Origin of the sequence: Frigoribacterium sp. ACAM 257 (assembly GCF_007954365.1) — a bacterium.
Lineage (GTDB): Bacteria > Actinomycetota > Actinomycetes > Actinomycetales > Microbacteriaceae > Frigoribacterium.
In genome coordinates this window covers 1,205,587-1,224,190 of sequence record NZ_VOLO01000001.1, presented here as the reverse complement: position 1 = coordinate 1,224,190, position 18,604 = coordinate 1,205,587, and the positions used below count along the sequence as shown (strand labels likewise).

Sequence of the window (18,604 nt, the reverse complement as noted above, 5' to 3'; positions counted from 1 at the left end):
CGTGACGGCCCCCGACGCCCCCGATCCCGGCTCCCCGGATCCCGACGCCCCCGACCACCTCGCCCTCGACGAGTACCGGCCCGGCGCCTCCGTCGCGCTCACCGACGCCGAGCGGTGGCCGACCCTCACGCCCGAGGGCAGGCAGCGCCTCGACCGCCTCCGCGACCACCCGCTGGCCCCGGCCTGGGTGCACCGGACGGGCGATCGACTCACCGCCGCGGGGATCGAACGCGCGCAGACGCCGCTGTCGCTCGACGGGTGGCTCGACGAGCACCTCGCCACAGCCCGGCGACTGCCTGCCTACCGCCGACGGGCCGCGGGCTGGGACCGCCTCGACGACTGGCCGCTCGTCACGCGTGACGACCTCGTCGACGACGTCGCCGCCTTCGTGCCGCTCGACGCCGACCTCGACCTGATGGTCCACGGCAGCAGCTCGGGCTCGACCGGCCGGGCGCTGCTGATCCCCGACCACGTCGAGGAGGTGGCACGCACCTTCCACCTGTACGTCTCGCTGGTGCGCGACCTCGGGATCGACTGGCGGCCCGACCCGTCGCGCATGGCGCTCGCCCACGTCGTGCACCAGCGCCAGGCCTTCACCTACGCGTCGGTGCTGAGCGGCTTCGGCCAGTCGACGACGGCCAGGGTGAACCTGCACCCCGCGCAGTGGGGCGACCTCGACCGGCGTTCCGGCTTCTTCGCCGACCAGGGGCCGCAGGTGTTCTCCGGCAGCCCCACCAGCCTGGCCGAGCTGCTGCACCCGACCCTGGTCGGTCACCTGGCGCCCCTGGCCCTGTTCTCGGGCGCGACGTCTCTCTCGGCGCCGCTTCGCGCCGACCTCGAGACCGCCTTCGGCTGTCCCGTGATCGACGTCTACGGGCTGCACGAGACCCGGCCGATCGCCGTCAGCAGCGACGGCGGCCCGCACGTCGTGCTCGACCGGAGGCTCGTCGTCGAGCTCGTCGACCCGGCCGGGCAGCCCGTCGGGCCGGGCGAGCGCGGCGAGATCGTCGTGACGGCGGGCGAGAACCCGCTGCTGCCCCTCGTGCGCTACCGCACGGGCGACCACGCCCGTCTCGTCGACGTCGACGGTCGCCAGGCCCTCGCCGACCTCGAGGGCCGGGACCCGACGGTCTTCGCCCACGCCGACGGGTCCGTCGTGCCCTGCGTCGACCTCACGCAGCACCTGCAGGCCGCGGGCTGCCACGGCTGGTCGGTGCACCAGGAACGAGGAGGCGCGGTGCGCGCGGTCGTCGTGGGCGGCGACCCCGAGACCGTCGCGTCCCGCCTCGGTGCGCTGCTCGGCCGGGAGGTCGCCGTCAGCCAGGTGACGGCACTGCTCGACCTCGGCGAGGGCAAGCCGCGCCGGTACGTGTCGGAGGCCGAGGCGGCCTAGCGCGCCGCGATCTCGACGACGGGCAGGTGCCGCCGCACTCGCATCTGCAGCGTGAGCTGCCCGCGCCGGGCGAGCACGAGGGCGGTCACGCCTGCGACGACCGCGGGCACGCCGCCGGAGATCACCATGGCCGTCGGCGTGCCGAGCACCTCGACGATCCCGCCCATCAGCGGACCGCCGACTGCCTGGCCGCCGAGCAGCATGAGCACGTAGAGCGACATCACCCGACCGCGGATGCCGATGTTGCTCGACAGCTGCACCAGCTGGTTCGCCGACGTGAGGAACAGCAGCGACGCCAGCCCGACCGAGACGAGCACCAGGGCGAACGGCACGACGCCGGCGGCGCCGCCGACGACCCCGGCGCCCGCCTGCAGCAGGCCGGTCACGAGCAGGCCCACGACGAGGGTGCGCAGCCGGATCGTGGCCCGCCGGGTCGACAGCAGCGCGCCCGTGAGGGCGCCCACGGCGATCATCGAGTTGAAGAGCCCGTAGCCGCCGGCGCCCACGTCGAAGACCTCGTCGGCGTACGACGCGAGCAGCACGGGCATCGTCAGGCCGAACACGGCGTAGGACGCGACGAGCACGACCGGCACGAGGATGGTCGGCTTCGCCCGGGCGTACGCGAGGCCCTCGCGCAGCTGGCCGCGCGACCGGGGAGCCGGTGCGGTGCGGGTCATCTGGGAGGTGCGGAGCAGGCCGAGCATGCCGACCACGAGCAGGCAGGCGACGCCGTTCACGGCGAAGGCCCACCCGGCGCCGACCGCGAGCAGCAGCACGCCGCTGACAGCGGGGCCGATCATGCCGCCGAGCTGGAACACGCTCGAGTTGACGCTGATGGCGTTCCGGAGGTGGCGCTGGCCGACGAGCTCGCTCACGATCACCTGGCGGGCCGGGTTGTCGATCACGGTCACGAGACCGGTCGCGAAGGCGATGGCGAAGACGTGCCAGGCCTCGACGACGCCGGTGAGGGTCAGCACGGCGAGCCCGATGCTCAGCACCGCGAAGACGCTCTGCGTCACCACCATCAGCGCGCGCTTCGAGAACCGGTCGACGAGCACGCCGCCGAGCAGGCCGAAGAAGAGCATCGGCGCGAACTGCATCGCGACGGTGACCCCGACGGCGGTCGCGCTGCCGGTCAGCTCGAGCACGAGCCAGTCCTGGGCGATTCGCTGCATCCAGCCGGCGGTCATGGCGACGAAGTTGCCGACCGTCCAGAGCCGGAAGTTCGGCACGCTGAGCGCGATGAAGGTGTGCCGCCACGGCGGGCGCTGCGTCGCGACGGGCAGCGGCGCGGTGGCGGGGAAGGAGGCGGCGGGGTCGACGATCGGGGTGCTGGCGGTGGACGGAGCGGACATCACTGTTCCTGCGCTGGGGGGCGGCCCGGGGCGGTCGCGGCCGCCGGGGGAGGAGCCGAGGGGCCTCGCGGTGGTGAGCCGCGCCTCCTCGTCCCTCGACGGTAAGCCCGCAGGGGTCATTCGGGCCCCCTATGGTGTGAATCAGTGTCATGCATTGTTCGAATGGCACGCTCTGATTCACCACGAGGAGGCTCGCCGTGTTCGACCCTGCCCTGCTGACGACGTTCCTGGCCGTCGCCGAGACCCGCAGCTTCACGGCCGCGGGCCTCCGTCTCGGCATCAGCCAGCCGACGGTGAGCCAGCACGTCGGCCGGCTCGAGAAGGCGGCCGGCCGCACCCTCGTGGTCCGCGACACCCGTGACGTGCGGCTCACGGACAACGGCGACGCGATGGCCGGCTTCGCCCGCACCATCCTCGCCGCGCACGCCGCGGCCGAGAGCTGGTTCAGCGGGTCGGCGATGCGCGGCCGCCTGCGCTTCGGAGCCGCGGACGACCTCGCGATCACGCAGCTGCCGCGCATCCTGCGTCACTTCCGGCAGCTGCACCCCGACGTCGACCTCGAGCTGACGGTGAACCAGAGCGGTCCCCTGCGACGACGTCTCGCCTCCGGCCACCTCGACCTGATCTTCGTGAAGCAGACGGCGGGCGAGTCCGACGAGGGCCGGCGGGTCGCGGGCGACACGATGGTCTGGATCGGCCAGGAGAAGCTGCAGGTGGAGCCCGGCCGGCCGGTGCCCCTGATCGCCTACCAGGCGCCGAGCCTCAGCCGGCAGCTCGCGATCGGCGCCCTCGAGGCGAGCGGGCGCACCTGGCGGATCACCTGCAACACCCGCGACGTGAACGGGGTGCTCGCGGCCGTGCGGGCGGGCATGGGCGTCGCGGTGTTCCCCTTCTCGCTCATCCCCACCGACCTGGTCAAGGTCAGCGACCGCTTCTCGCTGCCGGCCCTCGGCGACGTCGACTACGTGCTCGTCGCGAACCCCGCCGCCCCGCGCGAGCCGGTCGAGGCGCTCACCTCGGCGATCATGAGCCGGGGCGTCCGCCGCGCCGTCTGACGCCCGCGCCGCCTCCGACCCCGTCGCCCTCTCGTCGAGGGCGGGTATTCCGGGTCGAGGGCGGGTCGGTCGGGACCCGCCCTCGACCCGGAATACCCGCCTTCGGCCAGGGCAGACCCGACGAGGAGGCGCGGGCGAGCAGGATGGACCGCATGAGCACCCGACGCACCCGCCTCGCCCGCACCGCCGCAGCCCGACGCACGCGCGGCGCCTCAGCCCGCCGCACCGCGCTGCTCTTCGCAGCCGCCTGCGGCGTCTCCGGCGTGCTGCACCTGGTGCGCCCGAGCGCCTACGACGCGGTGGTGCCGCGCAGCATGCCCGGCCCGGCGCGCCTGTGGACGACGAGCTCCGGCGTCGCCGAGGTCGTCGTCGCGGGCGCGCTGATCTCGACCGCCACGCGGCGGGCGGGCGGCGCCCTGGCGGCGGCGCTCTTCGTCGCGGTCTTCCCGGCGAACGTCTCGATGGCGCTCCGGTCGCTCCGCAGCAGCCGCGCCGGGACGGCCCGCAGGGTCGTGACCGTCGCCCGGCTGCCCCTCCAGGTGCCGCTCGTGGCGAGCGCGCTGGCCGTGCGCCGCGCCTCCTGACCGGCGTCCTCCCCGCCCCGGACCGGTACCGTGGACGATCGGCCCGCGAGCCGAGCACCGCACGACCACCGCCGAGGGGAGGCGCCGCATGACCACGATCGACCTCAACGCCGACCTCGGCGAGGGCTTCGGCCGCTGGACGCTCGGCGACGACGACGCCCTGCTCGACGTCGTCACGAGCGCCAACGTCGCCTGCGGTTTCCACGCGGGCGACCCGGCCGGTCTGCTGCGCGTCGTCGACGCGGCCCACCGTCGCGGGGTCGTCGTCGGGGCGCACGTCTCGTACCGCGACCTGGTCGGCTTCGGCCGCCGCTACGTCGAGGCCTCGCACGACGAGCTCGTCGCGGACGTCGTCTGGCAGGTCGGCTCGTTGACCGGGCTCTCCCGGGCGGTCGGCGGGGCCGTCCGCTACGTGAAGCCGCACGGCGCCCTCTACTCGGTCGTCGCCGACGCCGACGGCCGGGGAGCCGTCCACGCGGGAGCCGTCGTCGAGGCAGTGCTCCGCGTCGACCCGTCCCTGCCCGTCGTCGGCCTCGCCGGCTCCGCGTTCCTCCGCCGTGCCGAGCAGGAGGGACTCCGCGTCGTCGCCGAGGCCTTCGCCGACCGCGCCTACGACGCGAGCGGTGCCCTCGTGCCCCGCAGCCGACCAGGGGCCGTGCTGCACGACGCGAGCGAGGTCCGCGACCGCGTCCTCCAGCTGGTCGAGACGGGGACGGTCCGCTCGGTCGACGGCGCAGTCGTCGAGCTGTGCGTCGACACGGTCTGCGTGCACGGCGACAGCCCCGACGCCGTCGCGATCGCCGCCCAGGTGCGAAGCGCCCTCGAGGAGGCGGGCGTCGGCCTCCGCCCGTTCGTCACGGTGCCGCAGGCCCCAGGGGCGGCCACCCGGTGACCGGGCACGAGGTCGACCTCGGCGCCGCGCTCGCGCACCTCAGGGTGCTGCCGCTCGGCACCGACGGAGTGCTGATCGAGACCGACGGCCTGGACGAGTCGCTCGCCCTCTTCGGCGCCCTGCTCGCCCAGCCCGTCGCGGGCATCCTCGACGTGGTGCCTGCCGCGCGGAGCGTCGCGGTGCGGTTCCTGCCCACGCTCCTGCCGATCGCGTCGTTGATGAGCGTCCTCCGGTCGCTGCCGACGTCGCGGGACGCGGCGACCGAGGGGCGGCTCGTCGAGATCCCCGTCCGGTACGACGGCGAGGACCTGGCCGAGGTCGCCCGTCTGAGCGGCCTGAGCACGCACGAGGTGGTCGACCGCCACGCCGGTGCCACGTACACCGTGGCGTTCACGGGCTTCGCGCCCGGCTTCGCCTACCTGACCGGCGGCGACCCGGCCCTCGCCGTCCCGCGCCGCGCGACGCCTCGCACCTCGGTGCCCGCCGGCGCGGTCGCCATGGCGGGGGAGTTCACCGGGGTCTACCCGCGCGAGAGCCCCGGCGGCTGGCAGCTGCTCGGCCACACCGACGTCGCCCTCTGGGACCTCGCCGAGCGCGTCCCGGCCCTGCTGCAGCCGGGGATGCGCGTCCGGTTCGTCGACGTCACGGCCCGGGCGGCCGCAGTCGAGGAGGCGACGGGCGCCGAGCGAGGGACCACCGCGCCCGCATCCACCGCGCTTCGAGGGCCTGCACGCGCAGCTGCGTCCGCTCCCGAGCCGGCGCCTGAGCCAGTACCCGGGCCCGCCGCGGACGTGCCCGTCGCCCGTCCCCGCCCCGACCGCGCGCTCGTCGTGACCAGGCCGGGCCCCTTCAGCATCCTCGAGGACCTGGGGCGGCCCGGCCGCTCCGGGCTCGGCGTCTCCCGCTCCGGCGCGATGGACCACCGTGCTCTCCGCGAAGCCAACCGCCTCGTCGGCGCCGCGACGGGCTCGGCGGCGCTCGAGCTCGCCTACGGCGGCCTGGAGGCCACCGCCCGCGGCGACCTCGTGCTCGCGGTGGCCGGGGCGCCCGTGCCGCTGACCGTGCACGGGGCGCGCGGCGCCCGCCACGCCGTCCCGGGGGCCGCGTTCGCACTCGACGACGGCGAGGTGCTCGTCGTGGGCGCGCCTCCTCGGGGCGTCTACTCGTACCTCGCCGTCCGCGGCGGCTGGGAGGCCGAGAGCGTGCTCGACAGCGCGTCGGGCGACGTCCTGGCGCGCATCGGCCCCGGCCGGCTCGCTGCCGGCGACGAGCTCGGCGTCGGCCGGGCCTGGTCCGAGAGCGTCGCGGCCTCGGCCCACGACGCACAGCGCTCCGTCTCGGCACCGGACGAGGTCACCCTGCTCGACGTCGTGCTCGGCCCGCGGGACGACTGGTTCACCGCCGAGGCCCTCGAGCGCCTCACGGGGCAGCGGTTCACGGTCACGGCGCAGTCCAACCGGATCGGGCTCCGCCTCGAGGGCGAGCACCCCCTCGAGCGGGCCGTCGAGCACGAGCTGCCGAGCGAGGCGACCGTGTCGGGCGCCCTGCAGGTGCCGCCCGACGGCCAGCCCGTGCTGTTCATGGCCGATCACCCGGTCACCGGCGGCTACCCCGTCGTCGCGTGCGTGGTCGGCGACCAGCTCGACCGTGCCGCCCAGGTGCCCGTCGGGGCGAGCGTGCGGTTCCGCGTCGTCCCCGGGCCCGACCTCGGCGCGGGGCGTCGAGGCGGGCGCCGCGACGCGCGGGTGGACGAGCGCGCCGCGGGCGAGCGCGGGGTCGAACAGTGAGGAAGCTGCTCATCGCCGAGCGCGGGCTGGTGGCGGTGCGCGTCGCGCGCGCCGCCGCCGACCTCGACCTGCCCTCCGTCGCGGTGTTCGCGCCGGACGATGTCGACGCCCTGCACGTGCGCGCCGCGGACGAGGCCTGGGCCCTCGACGAGCTGCCCGGCACCGACGCGTACCGGGACATGACGGCGCTGCTGGACGTGGCGGAGCGCAGCGGCGCCGACGCGGTGCACCCCGGCTGCGGGCCGCTCAGCGAGAGCGCCGAGTTCGCGCGCCGCGTGCTCGCCGCCGGCCTCACCTGGGTCGGCCCCGACCCCGAGACCATGGAGCTGCTGGGCGACAAGGTCTCGGCACGCGCCCTCGCCGACTCGGTCGGGGCCCCGCTCGTCGTCGGCACCTCGGAGCCGATCCGCTCCGCCGACGAGGCCGTCGCGTTCGCCCAGCGGCACGGTCTGCCGATCGCGCTGAAGGCGGCCCACGGAGGCGGCGGCCTCGGACTCAGGGTCGCGCGCCGACTCGACGAGGTCGCCGACCTGCTCGACTCCGCCGTGCGCGAGTCGGCTGCCGTCTTCGGCCGTGGGGAGGTCTTCGTCGAGCAGTACCTCGATCGGCCGCGGCACGTCGAGGCCCAGCTGCTCGGCGACGGCGAGGGGCGGATCGTCGTGGTCGGCACCCGTGAGTGCTCGGTGCAGCGCCGGCACCAGAAACTCGTCGGCGAGGCGCCGGCGCCGCACCTGACCGACGAACAGCTCGAGGTCGTCACCTCCACCTCCGTCGCGCTCGGCTCGGCCGTCTCGTACCGCGGCGCCGGCACCGTCGAGTTCCTCGTGTCGAGGGCCGGCCAGGTGTCGTTCCTCGAGGTGGGCACCGCGCTGCCGCTCGAGCACGTCGCCACCGAGCAGGCCACGGGCGTCGACCTCGTGCGGCAGCAGCTGCTGGTCGCGGGCGGACTCGGGCTCGACCTCGTCGACGTGCCGGAGAGCCGGGGGCACACGATCTCGTTCCGCGTCACGGCCGAGGACGCCGGTCGGGGATTCCTGCCCGCGCCTGCCCCCGTGAGCCGTCTCGAGGTGCCTGGCGGGCCGGGCGTGCGGATCGACTCCGGCGTGGTCGCGGGCTCGGACGTCCCCGCTGGTCGAGACCCCCTCCTCCTCACGGTCGTCGTGACGGGCCGCGACCGCGGGGCGGCCCTGAGCCGTGCACGGCGCGCACTCGACGGCCTCGTCGTGGAGGGGCCCGCGACCACCGCGCGCTTCCACCGCCTCCTCGTCGACGACCCGGCCTTCGTGGACGAGCACGAGCCCACCGTGCACACCCGCTGGATCGAGACCGAGTGCGAGTGGCTCGACGAGCTGGCGAGCGCCACGCCGGAGGCGGCGGCCGGCCCGGAGTCCCTCCGCACCTGGGTCGTCGTCGACGGGCGCCGCGTTCCTCTCGTCCTGCCGCTCGCCGACGTCGACGACCGGGCTCCCGACTCGCTCGGGGCCGAGGCGCTCGTCGCCGGGATCGCCGCCGCGGCGGTCGAGGCCGATGTCGCCGGACGGGCCGACCGGGGCTCCTCGGCGTCGTAAGCTGAGAGTGCGCCCAGAGTCGCGCGCCCTCTTCGCCGCCTACTCCTCGGGAGCCCTCATGACCACCCCCGTGTCCACCGACTCTCGCCGCCCCGGCGTGTCCGGTGCCCTCGACCGCTACTTCGAGATCACCGGCCGCGGCTCGAGCTGGGCCCGCGAGATCCGAGGCGGCGTCGTCACCTTCGTGACGATGGCCTACATCGTGATCCTCAACCCGCTGATCCTCGGCGGCTTCAGCGAGGACCAGGCCGCGAAGGACGTGCTCGGCGGCTGGCTGCAGAACAGCCAGGTCGGCGCGGTCACGGCCCTCACCGCCGGCGTCATGACGATCCTCTTCGGCACCGTCGCGCGACTCCCGTTCGCCTTCGCCGCGGGCCTCGGCATCAACTCGTTCCTGGCGGTCACGGTCGTGCAGGACGTGACCTGGCCCGAGGCCATGGGCCTCGTCGTCATCAACGGCCTCGTCATCACGATCCTCGCCGTCACGGGCCTCCGCAGCATGATCTTCAGCGCGGTGCCCGCTGCCCTGAAGACGGCCATCACGGTCGGCATCGGCCTGTTCATCGCGTTCATCGGCCTCGTCGACTCGGGCTTCGTGCGCACCAGCGGCAACGCGTCGCCCCCGGTGCAGCTCGGCGACGGCGGGTCGATCAGCACCCTGCCGACCATCACGTTCGTCATCGGCCTCGTCGTCATCGGCGTGCTCATGGCCCGTCGCGTCCGCGGTGCGATCTTCATCGGGATCGTCGCCTCGACGGTCATCGCGATCGTCCTGCAGGCGATCTTCCAGGTGCCCACCTCGAACGGCCAGAACCTCGACGACTGGAACCTCAACGCGCCGGTGCTGCCGACGCAGATCGTCGCGCTGCCCGACCTGTCGCTGATCGGCGACGTCAGCTTCGGCGCCTTCGCGCGCATCGGCTGGCTGTCGGCCGTCATGCTGGTCTTCACCCTCGTCTTCACGAACTTCTTCGACGCCATGGGCACGATGACCGGCCTCGCCAAGGCCGCCGACGTCGCCGCGCCCGACGGCACGTTCCCGCGCCTCAAGTCGGCGCTCGTCGTCGAGGGCATCGGCGCGGTCGCGGGCGGCGCGACGAGCTCGTCGTCGAACACGGTCTTCGTCGAGTCGGCCTCGGGCATCGGCGAGGGGGCCCGCACAGGCTTCGCGTCGGTCGTGACCGGAGCGCTCTTCATCCTCGCCATGTTCTTCACGCCGCTGACCCAGGTCGTGCCGCTCGAGGTCGCCGCCGCGGCGCTCGTGATCGTCGGCGCTCTGATGGTGTCGCAGATCAAGGACATCGACTGGACCGACTTCAGCGTCGCACTGCCCGTGTTCCTCACGATCATCGTCATGCCGCTGACCTACTCGATCGCCAACGGCATCGGCGTCGGCTTCGTCACCTGGGTGATCGTCCGTGCGTTCTCGGGCAAGGCGCGCGAGATCAGCCCGCTGCTCTGGATCGTCGCCGTCGGGTTCCTGGTCTACTTCGTCCGCGGCCCGATCGAGACCCTGATCGGCTGACCTGCCCCGCGACACCCCGAAGTGGACGATGCACCCCGATACGTCGGGGTGCATCGTCCACTTCGGGGTGCGGGACGAGTACGGAGCGCGGTAGCGTCTGCGGCACGCACCGGCACCGTCGCCGACGCGACCGACTCGAGGAGGCGCCCCGTGCCCCGCATCACCCCAGTCCTGTGGTTCGACGGCGAGGCCGAGGCGGCCGCGACGTTCTACGTCTCGCTCTTCCCGGTCTCCCACATCTCGCACGTGTCGCGCTACCCCGACGACTTCCCCGACCCCGCCCTGGCCGGTCAGGCGCTCGTCGTCGAGTTCGACCTCGACGGCCAGGGCTTCCAGGGCCTGAACGGAGGCCCGGGGTTCGTCCCCAACGAGGCCGTCTCGCTCTCCGTGCCGGTCGACGACCAGGAGGAGCTCGACCGGATCTGGGACGCCCTCGCGTCCGACGGCGGCCAGGAGGGGCGGTGCGGCTGGGTCCGCGACCGCTGGGGCTTCTGGTGGCAGGTCGTGCCGAGCGCGATGCAGCGGACCGTCGGCGGGGCCGACCCGGCCGGCGCCTCCCGCGCGATGGAGGCGATGATGGGCATGGGCCGTCTTGTGGTCGCCGACCTCGAGGCCGCCTACCGCGGCGACTGACCCGCCCGCCGCCTCCTCAGCTCAGCAGCGGGGGACGGCTCACCAGTCGTGCACCGTCCCGTCGGCCAGGCGGTTGTAGGGCAGGTACGCCTGCTCGTAGGGGTACGTGCCGGCCTCGTCGACGTCGAGCTCGACGCCGATGCCCGGCTGCTCGCCGGGGTGCAGCATCCCGTCGACGAAGGTGAAGCTCTGCCGGAAGACGGAGTCGGTCTTCTCGCCGTGCTTCATGTACTCCTGGATCCCGAAGTTGTGGATCGCGAGGCCGAGGTGCATCGCGGCCGCCATCCCGACGGGCGAGATGTCGGTCGGCCCGTGCATGCCCGACTTGATCTGGTACTGCGCGGCGTAGTCGAGCACCTTGCGCAGGTGGGTGATGCCACCGGTGTGCGTGACCGCGCTCCGGACGTAGTCGATCAGCTGCTCGCGGATGATCTGCTGGTAGTCCCAGACCGTGTTGAAGATCTCGCCGATCGCGAGGGGAGTCGTCGTGTGCTGCCGGACGAGCCGCAGCGCCTCGGGGTTCTCGGCCGGGGTGACGTCCTCGAGCCAGAACAGGTCGTAGGGCTCGAGGCTCTTGCCGAGCGATGCCGCCTGGATCGGCGTCATGCGGTGGTGGCCGTCGTGCAGCAGCGGGATCTCGGGCCCGAACTCGTTCCGCACGGCCTCGAAGACGGTCGGCACGTGCCGCAGGTACGAGCGCGTGTCCCAGTCCTCCTCGTTCGGCAGGGCGCCGCGCTGGGCGGGCTCGTGGTCGTAGCGCACGCCGGTGTTGGCGTCGAAGGTGGCGTTCGAGGCGATGCCGTAGATCGACTTCAGCCCGGGCACGCCGGTCTGCACGCGGATCGCCTTGTAGCCCTGCTCCTGGTGGTCGCGGACACTGTCGAAGAGCTCGTCCAGGTCCTTCCCGGAGGCGTGCCCGTAGGTGAGCAGGCCGGTGCGGGAGGCGCCGCCGAGCAGCTGGTAGAGCGGCATGCCGGCGACCTTGGCCTTGATGTCCCAGAGCGCGACGTCGACGGCGGCGATCGCGGCCATGGTGACGGGGCCGCGGCGCCAGTAGGCGCTGCGGTAGAGGAACTGCCAGGTTTCCTCGATGCGGCCGGGGTCACGGCCGATCAGCAGCGGCACGACGTGCTCGCCGAGGTAGGCGACGACCGCGAGCTCGCGGCCGTTCAGGGTGGCGTCGCCGAGTCCGGTGACCCCCTCGTCGGTGGTCAGCTTCAGCGTGACGAAGTTGCGGTCAGGGCTGGTGACGATGACCTCGGCCTTGTCGATCTTCATACGGTCTCCTTCGACTGGATGGAGGCGGCGATGCCTCCTCACCACCCTGTCGCACCTGGACGCCGCACGCCAGCGCGCCCCTGTCCGTGCGGCTCCTCATTCAGGAACTCAGGTCCTGATCCGTGCAGCGGGGGGAGGCGCGGTCCTGATCCGTGCACGACTCAGGAACTCGGCGGTGTGAGTTCCTGAATCTTGCCGCGCGCGTCCTGCTCGCGGGCGGCGTCGCGGGCGAGCAGGGTCGCGCCCGCGACGGCGGCGGGCATGACGACGACGGCCCCGAGGGGCACGAAGAACGACAACCAGGTCGCCGTCCCGAAGCCGAGCGTCCGCCAGCGGTTCGCCGCCAGGGCTGCCCGGCGCTGTCTGAGCGACCGTCCGCGCGCGTCGAGGGCGAAGCCGGTGAGCTCGACTGCGAGGAACCACCCGCCGGTGAGCGCTCCGAGCACGGGCACGAGGGTCTGCCCCACGACCGGCACGAAGCCGCCGACGAACAGGCAGGTTCCGACCGCCGCCGTGGCGAGCAACAGGCGGACCGAGTCGCCGGCGCTCCGCAGCACGCCGCGCCAGAATCCCTGCTCGACGTCGGCCGGGGCGTCGCCCTCGCTCTGCTCGACGTGCCGCCAGATTCGCTCGTAGAACGGATCGCCGACGAGCAGCGTCACGGCGGTGAAGGTCACCACGGCGAGCAGCACTGCCAGCAGCGACACCGCGACGCCGACGCCGACCCGGACGAGCACTTGGCCCCACTCGGGCCAGCGGTCGGCGAACGGCGTCAGCACGACGGCCAAGTCGTCGGCCTGTCCGTTCACGAGCACGAGCAGAGCGACGAAGACGGCGCCGACGATCAGGGCGGGCACGGCGCCGAGCAGCATCAGCCGGGGCGAGGTGCCCCAGAGTCGCAGCCCCCGACCGAGCACGGCCACGCCCGAGCCGAACTCGCGCAGGGCCGACACGTCAGCGCACCTCGAGCGGCACGGAGCGGGCCGGCGCCGGGAACGCCCGTTCGAGCTGCACGAAGGCCTGGTCGTCGATGTCGACCTGCAGGGCCGCGGCGTCCTCGCGCACGTGCTCGACGCTGCCGGCCTTCACGGCGAGCAGCACGTCGGGCGCGAGGCGGAGCACCCACGCGATCGCCAGCTGGGCCGGCGTCACTCCCAGATCGGCAGCGACGGAGGTGACGACCGGGTGGTCGAGGAGCTCGCCGTGGTCGACGGGCGAGTACGCCATGAGCGGCGTCCCCGTCTCGCGCAGGCGCGGCAGCAGGTCGTGCTCCGGCCCGCGGCGGGCGAGGTTGTAGAGCACCTGGTCGGTCTGGGGCGACGACGATCCACCGGTGGCCCTGACGAGGTCGTCGAGGTCGTCGACGTCGAAGTTGCTGACGCCCCAGCCTCCGATCGATCCCTCGGCGACGAGCGCCTCCATCGCCTCCACCGTGTCCTCGAGCGGGTGGCCGCCGCGCCAGTGCAGCAGGTAGAGGTCGAGCCGGTCCGTTCCCAGACGCCGCAGGCTGGCGTGGCAGGCGTCGACGGTGCCCCGGCGGCTCGCGTTCGAGGGGAGCACCTTGCTCACGAGGAACACCTCGTCCCGACGACCGGCGATCGCCTCGCCGACGAGCTGCTCAGAGGCGCCGTGGCCGTACATCTCGGCCGTGTCGACCAAGGTCAGGCCGAGGTCGAGACCCTCGCGGAGGGCCGCCAGCTCAGCGTCCCGCCGCCGGGGGTCGTCGCCGAGTTCCCAGGTCCCCAGTCCGAGCGCGGGCACAGTGCGTCCGTCGGGGAAGGCGACGGGCGGGTTCTCGTGAGCAGCCATCGCCCCAGTGTGCCCGGGAGGTCGCCTGCCGGGTTCGCCCTCCTCAGGTCCGCCGTCGTCCCTCCTCCCCAGGCTCCGCGAGCTCGGCCCGTGTCCACAGCGGAGGAGGCGCGGGTCGATCCGGGACTGCCCGTCCGGCACGGTGGTCCCCATGACCACGACTGACCGCACCGTCCCGCCCCTGCCCGCCACCTCGTCCGAGTCCGCTCTCGCCCAGTGGGCGAGCGTCGTCTGTGACGAACCCTGTGACGAGGACCTGGCCTACGTCGCGTTCTTCGACCGAGGCGAGTACCCCTGCGCGAGCGTCATCAGGCTGAGGGGCCTGCCCAGGCTGCCGTACGGACGCGACGTCGCCTCCCTCGAGCGCGTCGTGCGCGACCAGGCCAGCGACGTACGGGCACGGTCGGTGGTGCTCGTCTGGCAGAGAGAAGGCGAGACGCCCCTCGACGACCTCGCGGTGGCCACGTGGGCGAGGGGTCTCGACGAGCGGCTCCGCCGCGGACCGTTGACGCTGCGCGGCCAGGTGCGACGCACGCCGGGCGGCTTCGACCCTGCCCCGCGGCTGCCGGGACAGATCACGGCGACCGACCTTCCCGAGGGCTTCGACCTGCCGGGCGAGGGCCCGCAGCTGATCCCGATGCGGAACCCGTACCACTGACCCTCGCCCGCACGGGCCGTCGCCCGGGGGAGGCGCCCGTCACGTCACGCTGCGTCGGCGGCGACGTCCAGCCTCTGGACCTCGTCAGCGGACAGCTTGATCGTCGCGGCAGTCGCCGAGTTCATGATCGTCTGCGGGCGAGTCGACCCGGGGATGGGGATGACCAGCTCGGACGCGTGCAGCTCCCATGCGAGTGTCAGCACCTGCGGCGATATGCGACGCGCGTTGGCGATCTCGGCGAAGACGGCGTGCTTCGTGCCGAGGTCCGCGGCGTTCGTGATGCCGCCGAGCGGGCTCCAGGGCAGGAAGGCGATGCCCATCTCGTCGCACAGCACGAGCTCCTCGGTGCTCGAGCGGAACGCGGGGGAGTACTGGTTCTGCACGGAGACCAGGCGCCCGTCGAGGACGTCGTTCGCCTCGCGGATCTGGTCGACCGTCGCGTTGGAGATGCCGGCCATGCGGATGACGCCCTCGTCGAGCAGCTCCGCCAGGGCGCCCACCGAGTCGGCGTACGGCACGGCCGGGTCGGGGCGGTGGAACTGGTAGAGGCCGATGGTCTCGACGCCGAGGCGTCGCGCGGACGCGCGCGCCGCCTCCTTCAGGTAGGCAGGGTCGCCGTTCTGCGCCCAGGAACCGGCCTCGGGGCGGAGGTGGCCGCCCTTGGTCGCGACGAGCACGTCGGAGGTGTCGCCGTGGAAGCTGTCGAGAGCCCGGGCGATCAGCGACTCGTTGTGCCCGATCTCGTGGGTGCCGGGCTGGTGGTAGGCATCCGCGGTGTCGATCAGCGTGATCCCCTGCTCGAGCGCGGCGTGGATCGTGGCGATCGCCTGCTTCTCGTCCGGCCGGCCCTCGATCGACAGGGGCATGCCGCCCAGGCCGATCGCGCTCACGGTGACGTCTCCGATGGTCCTCGACTTCATGGGTCCTCCTCGTGCCGCAGCGGTGCGGCGCTCGTGATCGTGGCGGTCCCCGCATGGAGGGGACCTGCCTCCTGGGTACGCCCGCCCGGCCTCCCCGTTCCCAGGAACGACCGGCGCCCAGGTGCCTGGCAGGCGCCACGGCGGGGTCTGCCAGGGGAGCCGCCTAGGTTCTCCGCATGACCTCCGAGACCGCCGTGGCCCCCTCCCGGCCCGCCGCCGGCACGCACGACGACGGCGCTCCCGGTGGTGCGACGCCTCCGGGCGCCTCCGAGAAGGGTCTCGGCCGCGCCGCCCGGGCGCGAGCTCGGTGGCGTGCCGGGCGAGAGAAGCTCGACGGCTACCCCCGCCTCCGCGTGGCCTACAAGGTGGGCGTGGCGCTGGCGGGCGTGGTCGTGATCGCCGTCGGCCTGGTGCTCGTCCCCCTGCCCGGTCCCGGATGGTTGATCGTCTTCGTCGGGGTCGCCGTCCTCGGCACCGAGTTCCCGGCCGCGCACCGCGTCACCCAGGCCGTCCGCCGGCTCGCCCACCGACTCCGGCTGCGCTGGCGCGCCTGGCGGGCGAACCGCGCCGCCGCGCGCGCCTGACCGACGACACCGCAGAGGGCCCGTCCACGATCGTGGACGGGCCCTCTGCGGTCACGGTGCCGGAGGAGTCGCTAGTGCGCGGCCTCGTACTCCACCGGCTCCGGCAGCCCCTTCTCGGCGCGGATGGACCGGGACAGGCGCTCGATCGAGGTGAGCGCCGCCACGACGTCGTCGGCCGTCACCGGGAACGGCATGGAGTGGATCGTCTCCGACTCGACCGTGGCAGCCGCGGCCACTGCTTCCAGCGCTCGGGTGTCGTCCGGGCTCAGACCGATCTCGGTGAGCGTGTTCGGCAGGCCGACGCGGGTCGTGAACTCGACGAAGTCCTCGATCTCGGCGCGGGGCGCCCCCTCGAGCACGAGCTGGGTCAGCGAGCCGATGTTGACCTTCTGGCCGTGGGTCAGGCCGTGCGTCTGGGGCGCGGCGGTGAGGCCGTTGTGGATCGCGTGCGCGGCGGCGAGGCCGCCCGACTCGAAGCCGAGGCCGGACAGCAGGGTGTTGGCCTCGACGAGCGACTCGAGCGCGGGCGTGACGATGCCGTCGCGCACCGCGTCGAGGGCCGAGAGGGCGTTCTCGTGGATGATGCGCCAGGACAGCTCGGCCAGCGCGGTGCCCGCCTGGGTCGCGAGCCCGCCGGCCATCGTGGTGGCCGCCGCCTTCGCCGAGGCCCGGGCCTCGATCCAGGTGGCCAGCGCGTCGCCGATCCCGGCGACCAAGAACTGGACGGGCGCGTTCGCGACGAGCTGGGTGTCGATCAGCACGAGGTCGGGGTTGCGGGGAAAGAACCGGTACTCGATGAACTCGCCCTCGTCCGTGTAGACGACGGCCAGGGCCGAGGTCGGCGCATCCGTCGAGGCGACGGTCGGGACGCTGACCCAGCGGATGCCGGTGGCGTGGTCTTCCTCTCCTGGGTGACGTGTGCCGTGAACGGTAGGCGGGGCGCCTCCGCGTCCGGTGGACGTCGACGAGAAGTCCAGCCCCGGCCCGATATCGTGGCGGGGTGACGCCCAGTCCTGCCTCCGCGACCGCCTACGAGGTGCTCGGCGTCCCCTCCACGGCCTCCGACGACGACCTGCGCCGGGCCTACCGGCGCCTCGCCCGCGAGACGCACCCCGACCTCGGCGGCAGCGCCTCCGCGTTCCGCGACCTGCAGCTGGCGTGGGAGGCGGTGGGCACGCCAGAGGCGCGGGCCGCGTACGACCGTCGGCGCCCGTCGTCGTCCGCGTCCGGCAGCTCGGCCTCGGACTTCTCCGCGTCCGCTCCGCACACGCCCGGCTGGGCACCCCCGCCCCGCGACCCGCAGAGGACGGACTCCCGTCCGAGAGCGCGAGTGCACGGTCATCCCGGCGGGGCCAACCGCGAGCGGTACCTGTCGCTGATGCGCGAGTGGGTCGGTCGCGGCGTGCCCCTCGACGACCCCTACGACGAGGCCCTCGTGCGGAGCGCGCCCCCGGAGATCCGGCACGTGCTCGCCGACGCCCTGGCCGAGGAGGCGACGGTCGCCATCGTGACCGGGCTCGGCATCGGCTTCACCATCTGGAGCGACGTCGACGCCGGCTCCGACGGCAAGCTCGACCACGTCGTGCTCGGCCCCTCCGGCCTGTTCGCCGTCCAGTCGTCCGACTGGGGGAGCGAGGTGACGGTGTCCAAGGGCGATCTCGTCGGCCCCGGCATCCCCCTCGACGAGCAACCGGTCCGCGACGTGACGCGGCAGGCGCGCGCCGTGCGGCGCGAGACCCGGGTGTCCTTCACCCACCAGCTGATCGTCGTGCCCGACGACGACCTGCCCACGGCGCTCGAGCAGGTCGGGCGCGGGCGACGGGGCAGCACGTGGGTCCTCCGACGCTCGCTCCTCGCCCAGGTCCTCCGCCACGGTCCCGAGCTGGGCGACCGGACGGCGCTCTCCGACGTCTTCGAGATCCGCGAGCGCCTGCAGCAGACCGTCCGTTTCGTCTGAGCCCCGGTCGAGGTCGTGGTCCTGGTCGAGGTCGATCGACGCGCGGCGCTTCCCCCGGCGTGCCCGGAGGGGCACACTGGTCACCCGATCGAGGAGGTCCCGGTGTTCGAGCCCGTCAGTGCCTACAGCGGCTTCAGCGTCGACGACGTCCCGGCCGCGGCCGAGTTCTGGGGCGGGGTGATGGGACTCGCGGTCACGCCGCTGATGGACGGCACGATGCTGCAGCTCGAGCTGCCCGGCAGCTCCGCGCGGGTCCTCGTCTACGGCAAGGACGACCACCGGCCGGCCGGCTTCACCGTGCTGAACCTCGTCGTCGACGACCTCGACGTCGCCCTCGCCGACCTGGCCGGGCGCGGAGTCGCTCCCGACCCCGGCGGGCCCTGGGCGGGCGAGGACCAGGTCGTCCGCGGGCGGGCCTCGGGCCACGGTCCGGACATCGCCTGGTTCCACGATCCCGCCGGGAACGTCTTCTCCGTCCAGCAGCAGTGACGGCAGCGGGCGCCGAGACGCCGCCAGCCGGAGGGAGGGCTGACCCGACATCGGGTTCCGGGCCAGCCCCCTGTCCTCGTTCGGAGTCCCCGGCCCGCCGGTTGGGTGCCGCGCCGT

General features: G+C 73.6%; 17 protein-coding genes and 1 pseudogene. 12 read left to right on the top strand and 6 right to left on the bottom strand.

All coding sequences use genetic code 11. The annotated features are described in order from the left end of the window. The first annotated feature begins 1 nt into the window (after position 1). On the top strand, positions 2–1,393 hold the full coding sequence (locus tag ES689_RS05690) for an AMP-binding protein (RefSeq protein WP_146901255.1): 1,392 nt from the start codon (positions 2–4) through the stop codon (positions 1,391–1,393). Here the strand turns inward: ES689_RS05690 and ES689_RS05685 are convergent. Beyond that, complete coding sequence (locus tag ES689_RS05685; protein WP_146901252.1) at positions 1,390–2,748, bottom strand: MFS transporter; 1,359 nt, start codon at positions 2,746–2,748, stop codon at positions 1,390–1,392. The genes ES689_RS05690 and ES689_RS05685 overlap by 4 nt on opposite strands. Positions 2,749–2,945: 197 nt before the next feature. Here ES689_RS05685 and ES689_RS05680 point away from each other — a divergent pair, with 197 nt between their 5' ends. The 7 genes from ES689_RS05680 (at position 2,946) to ES689_RS05650 (ending at position 10,792) form a co-directional block, all read left to right on the top strand. Continuing rightward, complete coding sequence (locus tag ES689_RS05680; protein ID WP_146901249.1) at positions 2,946–3,803, top strand: LysR substrate-binding domain-containing protein; 858 nt, start codon at positions 2,946–2,948, stop codon at positions 3,801–3,803. Between the two features lie 152 nt (positions 3,804–3,955). Next, a complete protein-coding gene (locus ES689_RS05675) occupies positions 3,956–4,387 on the top strand; it encodes a hypothetical protein (RefSeq protein WP_146901246.1) in 432 nt (143 codons plus the stop codon). Between the two features lie 88 nt (positions 4,388–4,475). Beyond that, positions 4,476–5,279: a LamB/YcsF family protein gene (locus ES689_RS05670; RefSeq protein ID WP_146901243.1), complete on the top strand. Its 804-nt coding sequence runs from the start codon at positions 4,476–4,478 to the stop codon at positions 5,277–5,279. Next, positions 5,276–7,066: a 5-oxoprolinase subunit PxpB gene (pxpB, locus tag ES689_RS05665; RefSeq protein ID WP_146901240.1), complete on the top strand. Its 1,791-nt coding sequence runs from the start codon at positions 5,276–5,278 to the stop codon at positions 7,064–7,066. Before ES689_RS05670 ends, pxpB begins: the two co-directional genes overlap by 4 nt. Next, positions 7,063–8,634, top strand: coding sequence for a biotin carboxylase N-terminal domain-containing protein (locus tag ES689_RS05660; RefSeq protein WP_191330187.1), 1,572 nt, complete (start codon positions 7,063–7,065; stop codon positions 8,632–8,634). The genes pxpB and ES689_RS05660 overlap by 4 nt, the downstream gene beginning before the upstream one ends. A gap of 58 nt (positions 8,635–8,692) precedes the next feature. Further along, positions 8,693–10,159, top strand: coding sequence for an NCS2 family permease (locus tag ES689_RS05655; protein ID WP_191330185.1), 1,467 nt, complete (start codon positions 8,693–8,695; stop codon positions 10,157–10,159). Between the two features lie 150 nt (positions 10,160–10,309). Further along, positions 10,310–10,792, top strand: a complete 483-nt coding sequence (locus ES689_RS05650) for a VOC family protein (protein ID WP_146901233.1) — start codon at positions 10,310–10,312, stop codon at positions 10,790–10,792. Positions 10,793–10,831: 39 nt separating this feature from the next. On the opposite strand, the gene manD is transcribed toward ES689_RS05650, so the two are convergent. The 3 genes from manD to ES689_RS05635 form a co-directional block, all read right to left on the bottom strand. Next, complete coding sequence (gene manD / locus ES689_RS05645) at positions 10,832–12,070, bottom strand: D-mannonate dehydratase ManD (protein ID WP_146901230.1); 1,239 nt, start codon at positions 12,068–12,070, stop codon at positions 10,832–10,834. 161 nt (positions 12,071–12,231) lie between these two features. Further along, positions 12,232–13,023 carry an EI24 domain-containing protein gene (locus ES689_RS05640; protein ID WP_223269402.1) on the bottom strand — a complete coding sequence of 264 codons (792 nt, stop codon included), beginning with the start codon at positions 13,021–13,023 and terminating at the stop codon, positions 12,232–12,234. A 1-nt stretch (position 13,024) separates the two neighbouring features. Continuing rightward, positions 13,025–13,879 carry an aldo/keto reductase gene (locus tag ES689_RS05635; protein WP_146901227.1) on the bottom strand — a complete coding sequence of 285 codons (855 nt, stop codon included), beginning with the start codon at positions 13,877–13,879 and terminating at the stop codon, positions 13,025–13,027. Between the two features lie 151 nt (positions 13,880–14,030). Between ES689_RS05635 and ES689_RS05630 the strand changes: the two genes are divergently transcribed. Beyond that, entirely contained in the window at positions 14,031–14,537 is a 507-nt protein-coding gene (locus tag ES689_RS05630; RefSeq protein ID WP_146901225.1) for a hypothetical protein, read from the top strand. A 44-nt stretch (positions 14,538–14,581) separates the two neighbouring features. Here the strand turns inward: ES689_RS05630 and ES689_RS05625 are convergent, their stop codons facing one another. Then, positions 14,582–15,457, bottom strand: a complete 876-nt coding sequence (locus ES689_RS05625) for an aldo/keto reductase (protein WP_146901222.1) — start codon at positions 15,455–15,457, stop codon at positions 14,582–14,584. A 176-nt stretch (positions 15,458–15,633) separates the two neighbouring features. Here ES689_RS05625 and ES689_RS05620 point away from each other — a divergent pair, with 176 nt between their 5' ends. Then, the gene (locus tag ES689_RS05620) at positions 15,634–16,041 is read left to right on the top strand and encodes a PGPGW domain-containing protein (RefSeq protein ID WP_146901219.1); all 408 of its coding nucleotides are present in this window, start codon (positions 15,634–15,636) and stop codon (positions 16,039–16,041) included. Between the two features lie 71 nt (positions 16,042–16,112). On the opposite strand, the pseudogene ES689_RS05615 reads toward ES689_RS05620, so the two are convergent. After that, positions 16,113–16,937 (bottom strand): annotated as a pseudogene (locus tag ES689_RS05615) (glycerol dehydrogenase); the annotation flags it as partial. Between the two features lie 104 nt (positions 16,938–17,041). Here ES689_RS05615 and ES689_RS05610 point away from each other — a divergent pair. Together ES689_RS05610 and ES689_RS05605 are read left to right on the top strand one after the other, a co-directional pair. Next, positions 17,042–17,998: a DnaJ domain-containing protein gene (locus ES689_RS05610; RefSeq protein ID WP_146901217.1), complete on the top strand. Its 957-nt coding sequence runs from the start codon at positions 17,042–17,044 to the stop codon at positions 17,996–17,998. Between the two features lie 102 nt (positions 17,999–18,100). Then, positions 18,101–18,487 carry a VOC family protein gene (locus tag ES689_RS05605; protein WP_146901214.1) on the top strand — a complete coding sequence of 129 codons (387 nt, stop codon included), beginning with the start codon at positions 18,101–18,103 and terminating at the stop codon, positions 18,485–18,487. The last annotated feature ends 117 nt before the right edge of the window (positions 18,488–18,604 follow it).

Bases quoted from the DNA above. Each gene is read 5' to 3' on its own strand.
- ES689_RS05635 (WP_146901227.1), bottom strand. From the start codon at position 13,879: ATGGCTGCTCACGAGAACCCGCCCGTCGCCTTCCCCGACGGACGCACT.
- ES689_RS05630 (WP_146901225.1), top strand. From the start codon at position 14,031: ATGACCACGACTGACCGCACCGTCCCGCCCCTGCCCGCCACCTCGTCC.
- ES689_RS05625 (WP_146901222.1), bottom strand. From the start codon at position 15,457: ATGAAGTCGAGGACCATCGGAGACGTCACCGTGAGCGCGATCGGCCTG.
- ES689_RS05655 (WP_191330185.1), top strand. From the start codon at position 8,693: ATGACCACCCCCGTGTCCACCGACTCTCGCCGCCCCGGCGTGTCCGGT.
- manD (WP_146901230.1), bottom strand. From the start codon at position 12,070: ATGAAGATCGACAAGGCCGAGGTCATCGTCACCAGCCCTGACCGCAAC.
- ES689_RS05620 (WP_146901219.1), top strand. From the start codon at position 15,634: ATGACCTCCGAGACCGCCGTGGCCCCCTCCCGGCCCGCCGCCGGCACG.
- ES689_RS05670 (WP_146901243.1), top strand. From the start codon at position 4,476: ATGACCACGATCGACCTCAACGCCGACCTCGGCGAGGGCTTCGGCCGC.
- ES689_RS05685 (WP_146901252.1), bottom strand. From the start codon at position 2,748: ATGTCCGCTCCGTCCACCGCCAGCACCCCGATCGTCGACCCCGCCGCC.
- ES689_RS05675 (WP_146901246.1), top strand. From the start codon at position 3,956: ATGAGCACCCGACGCACCCGCCTCGCCCGCACCGCCGCAGCCCGACGC.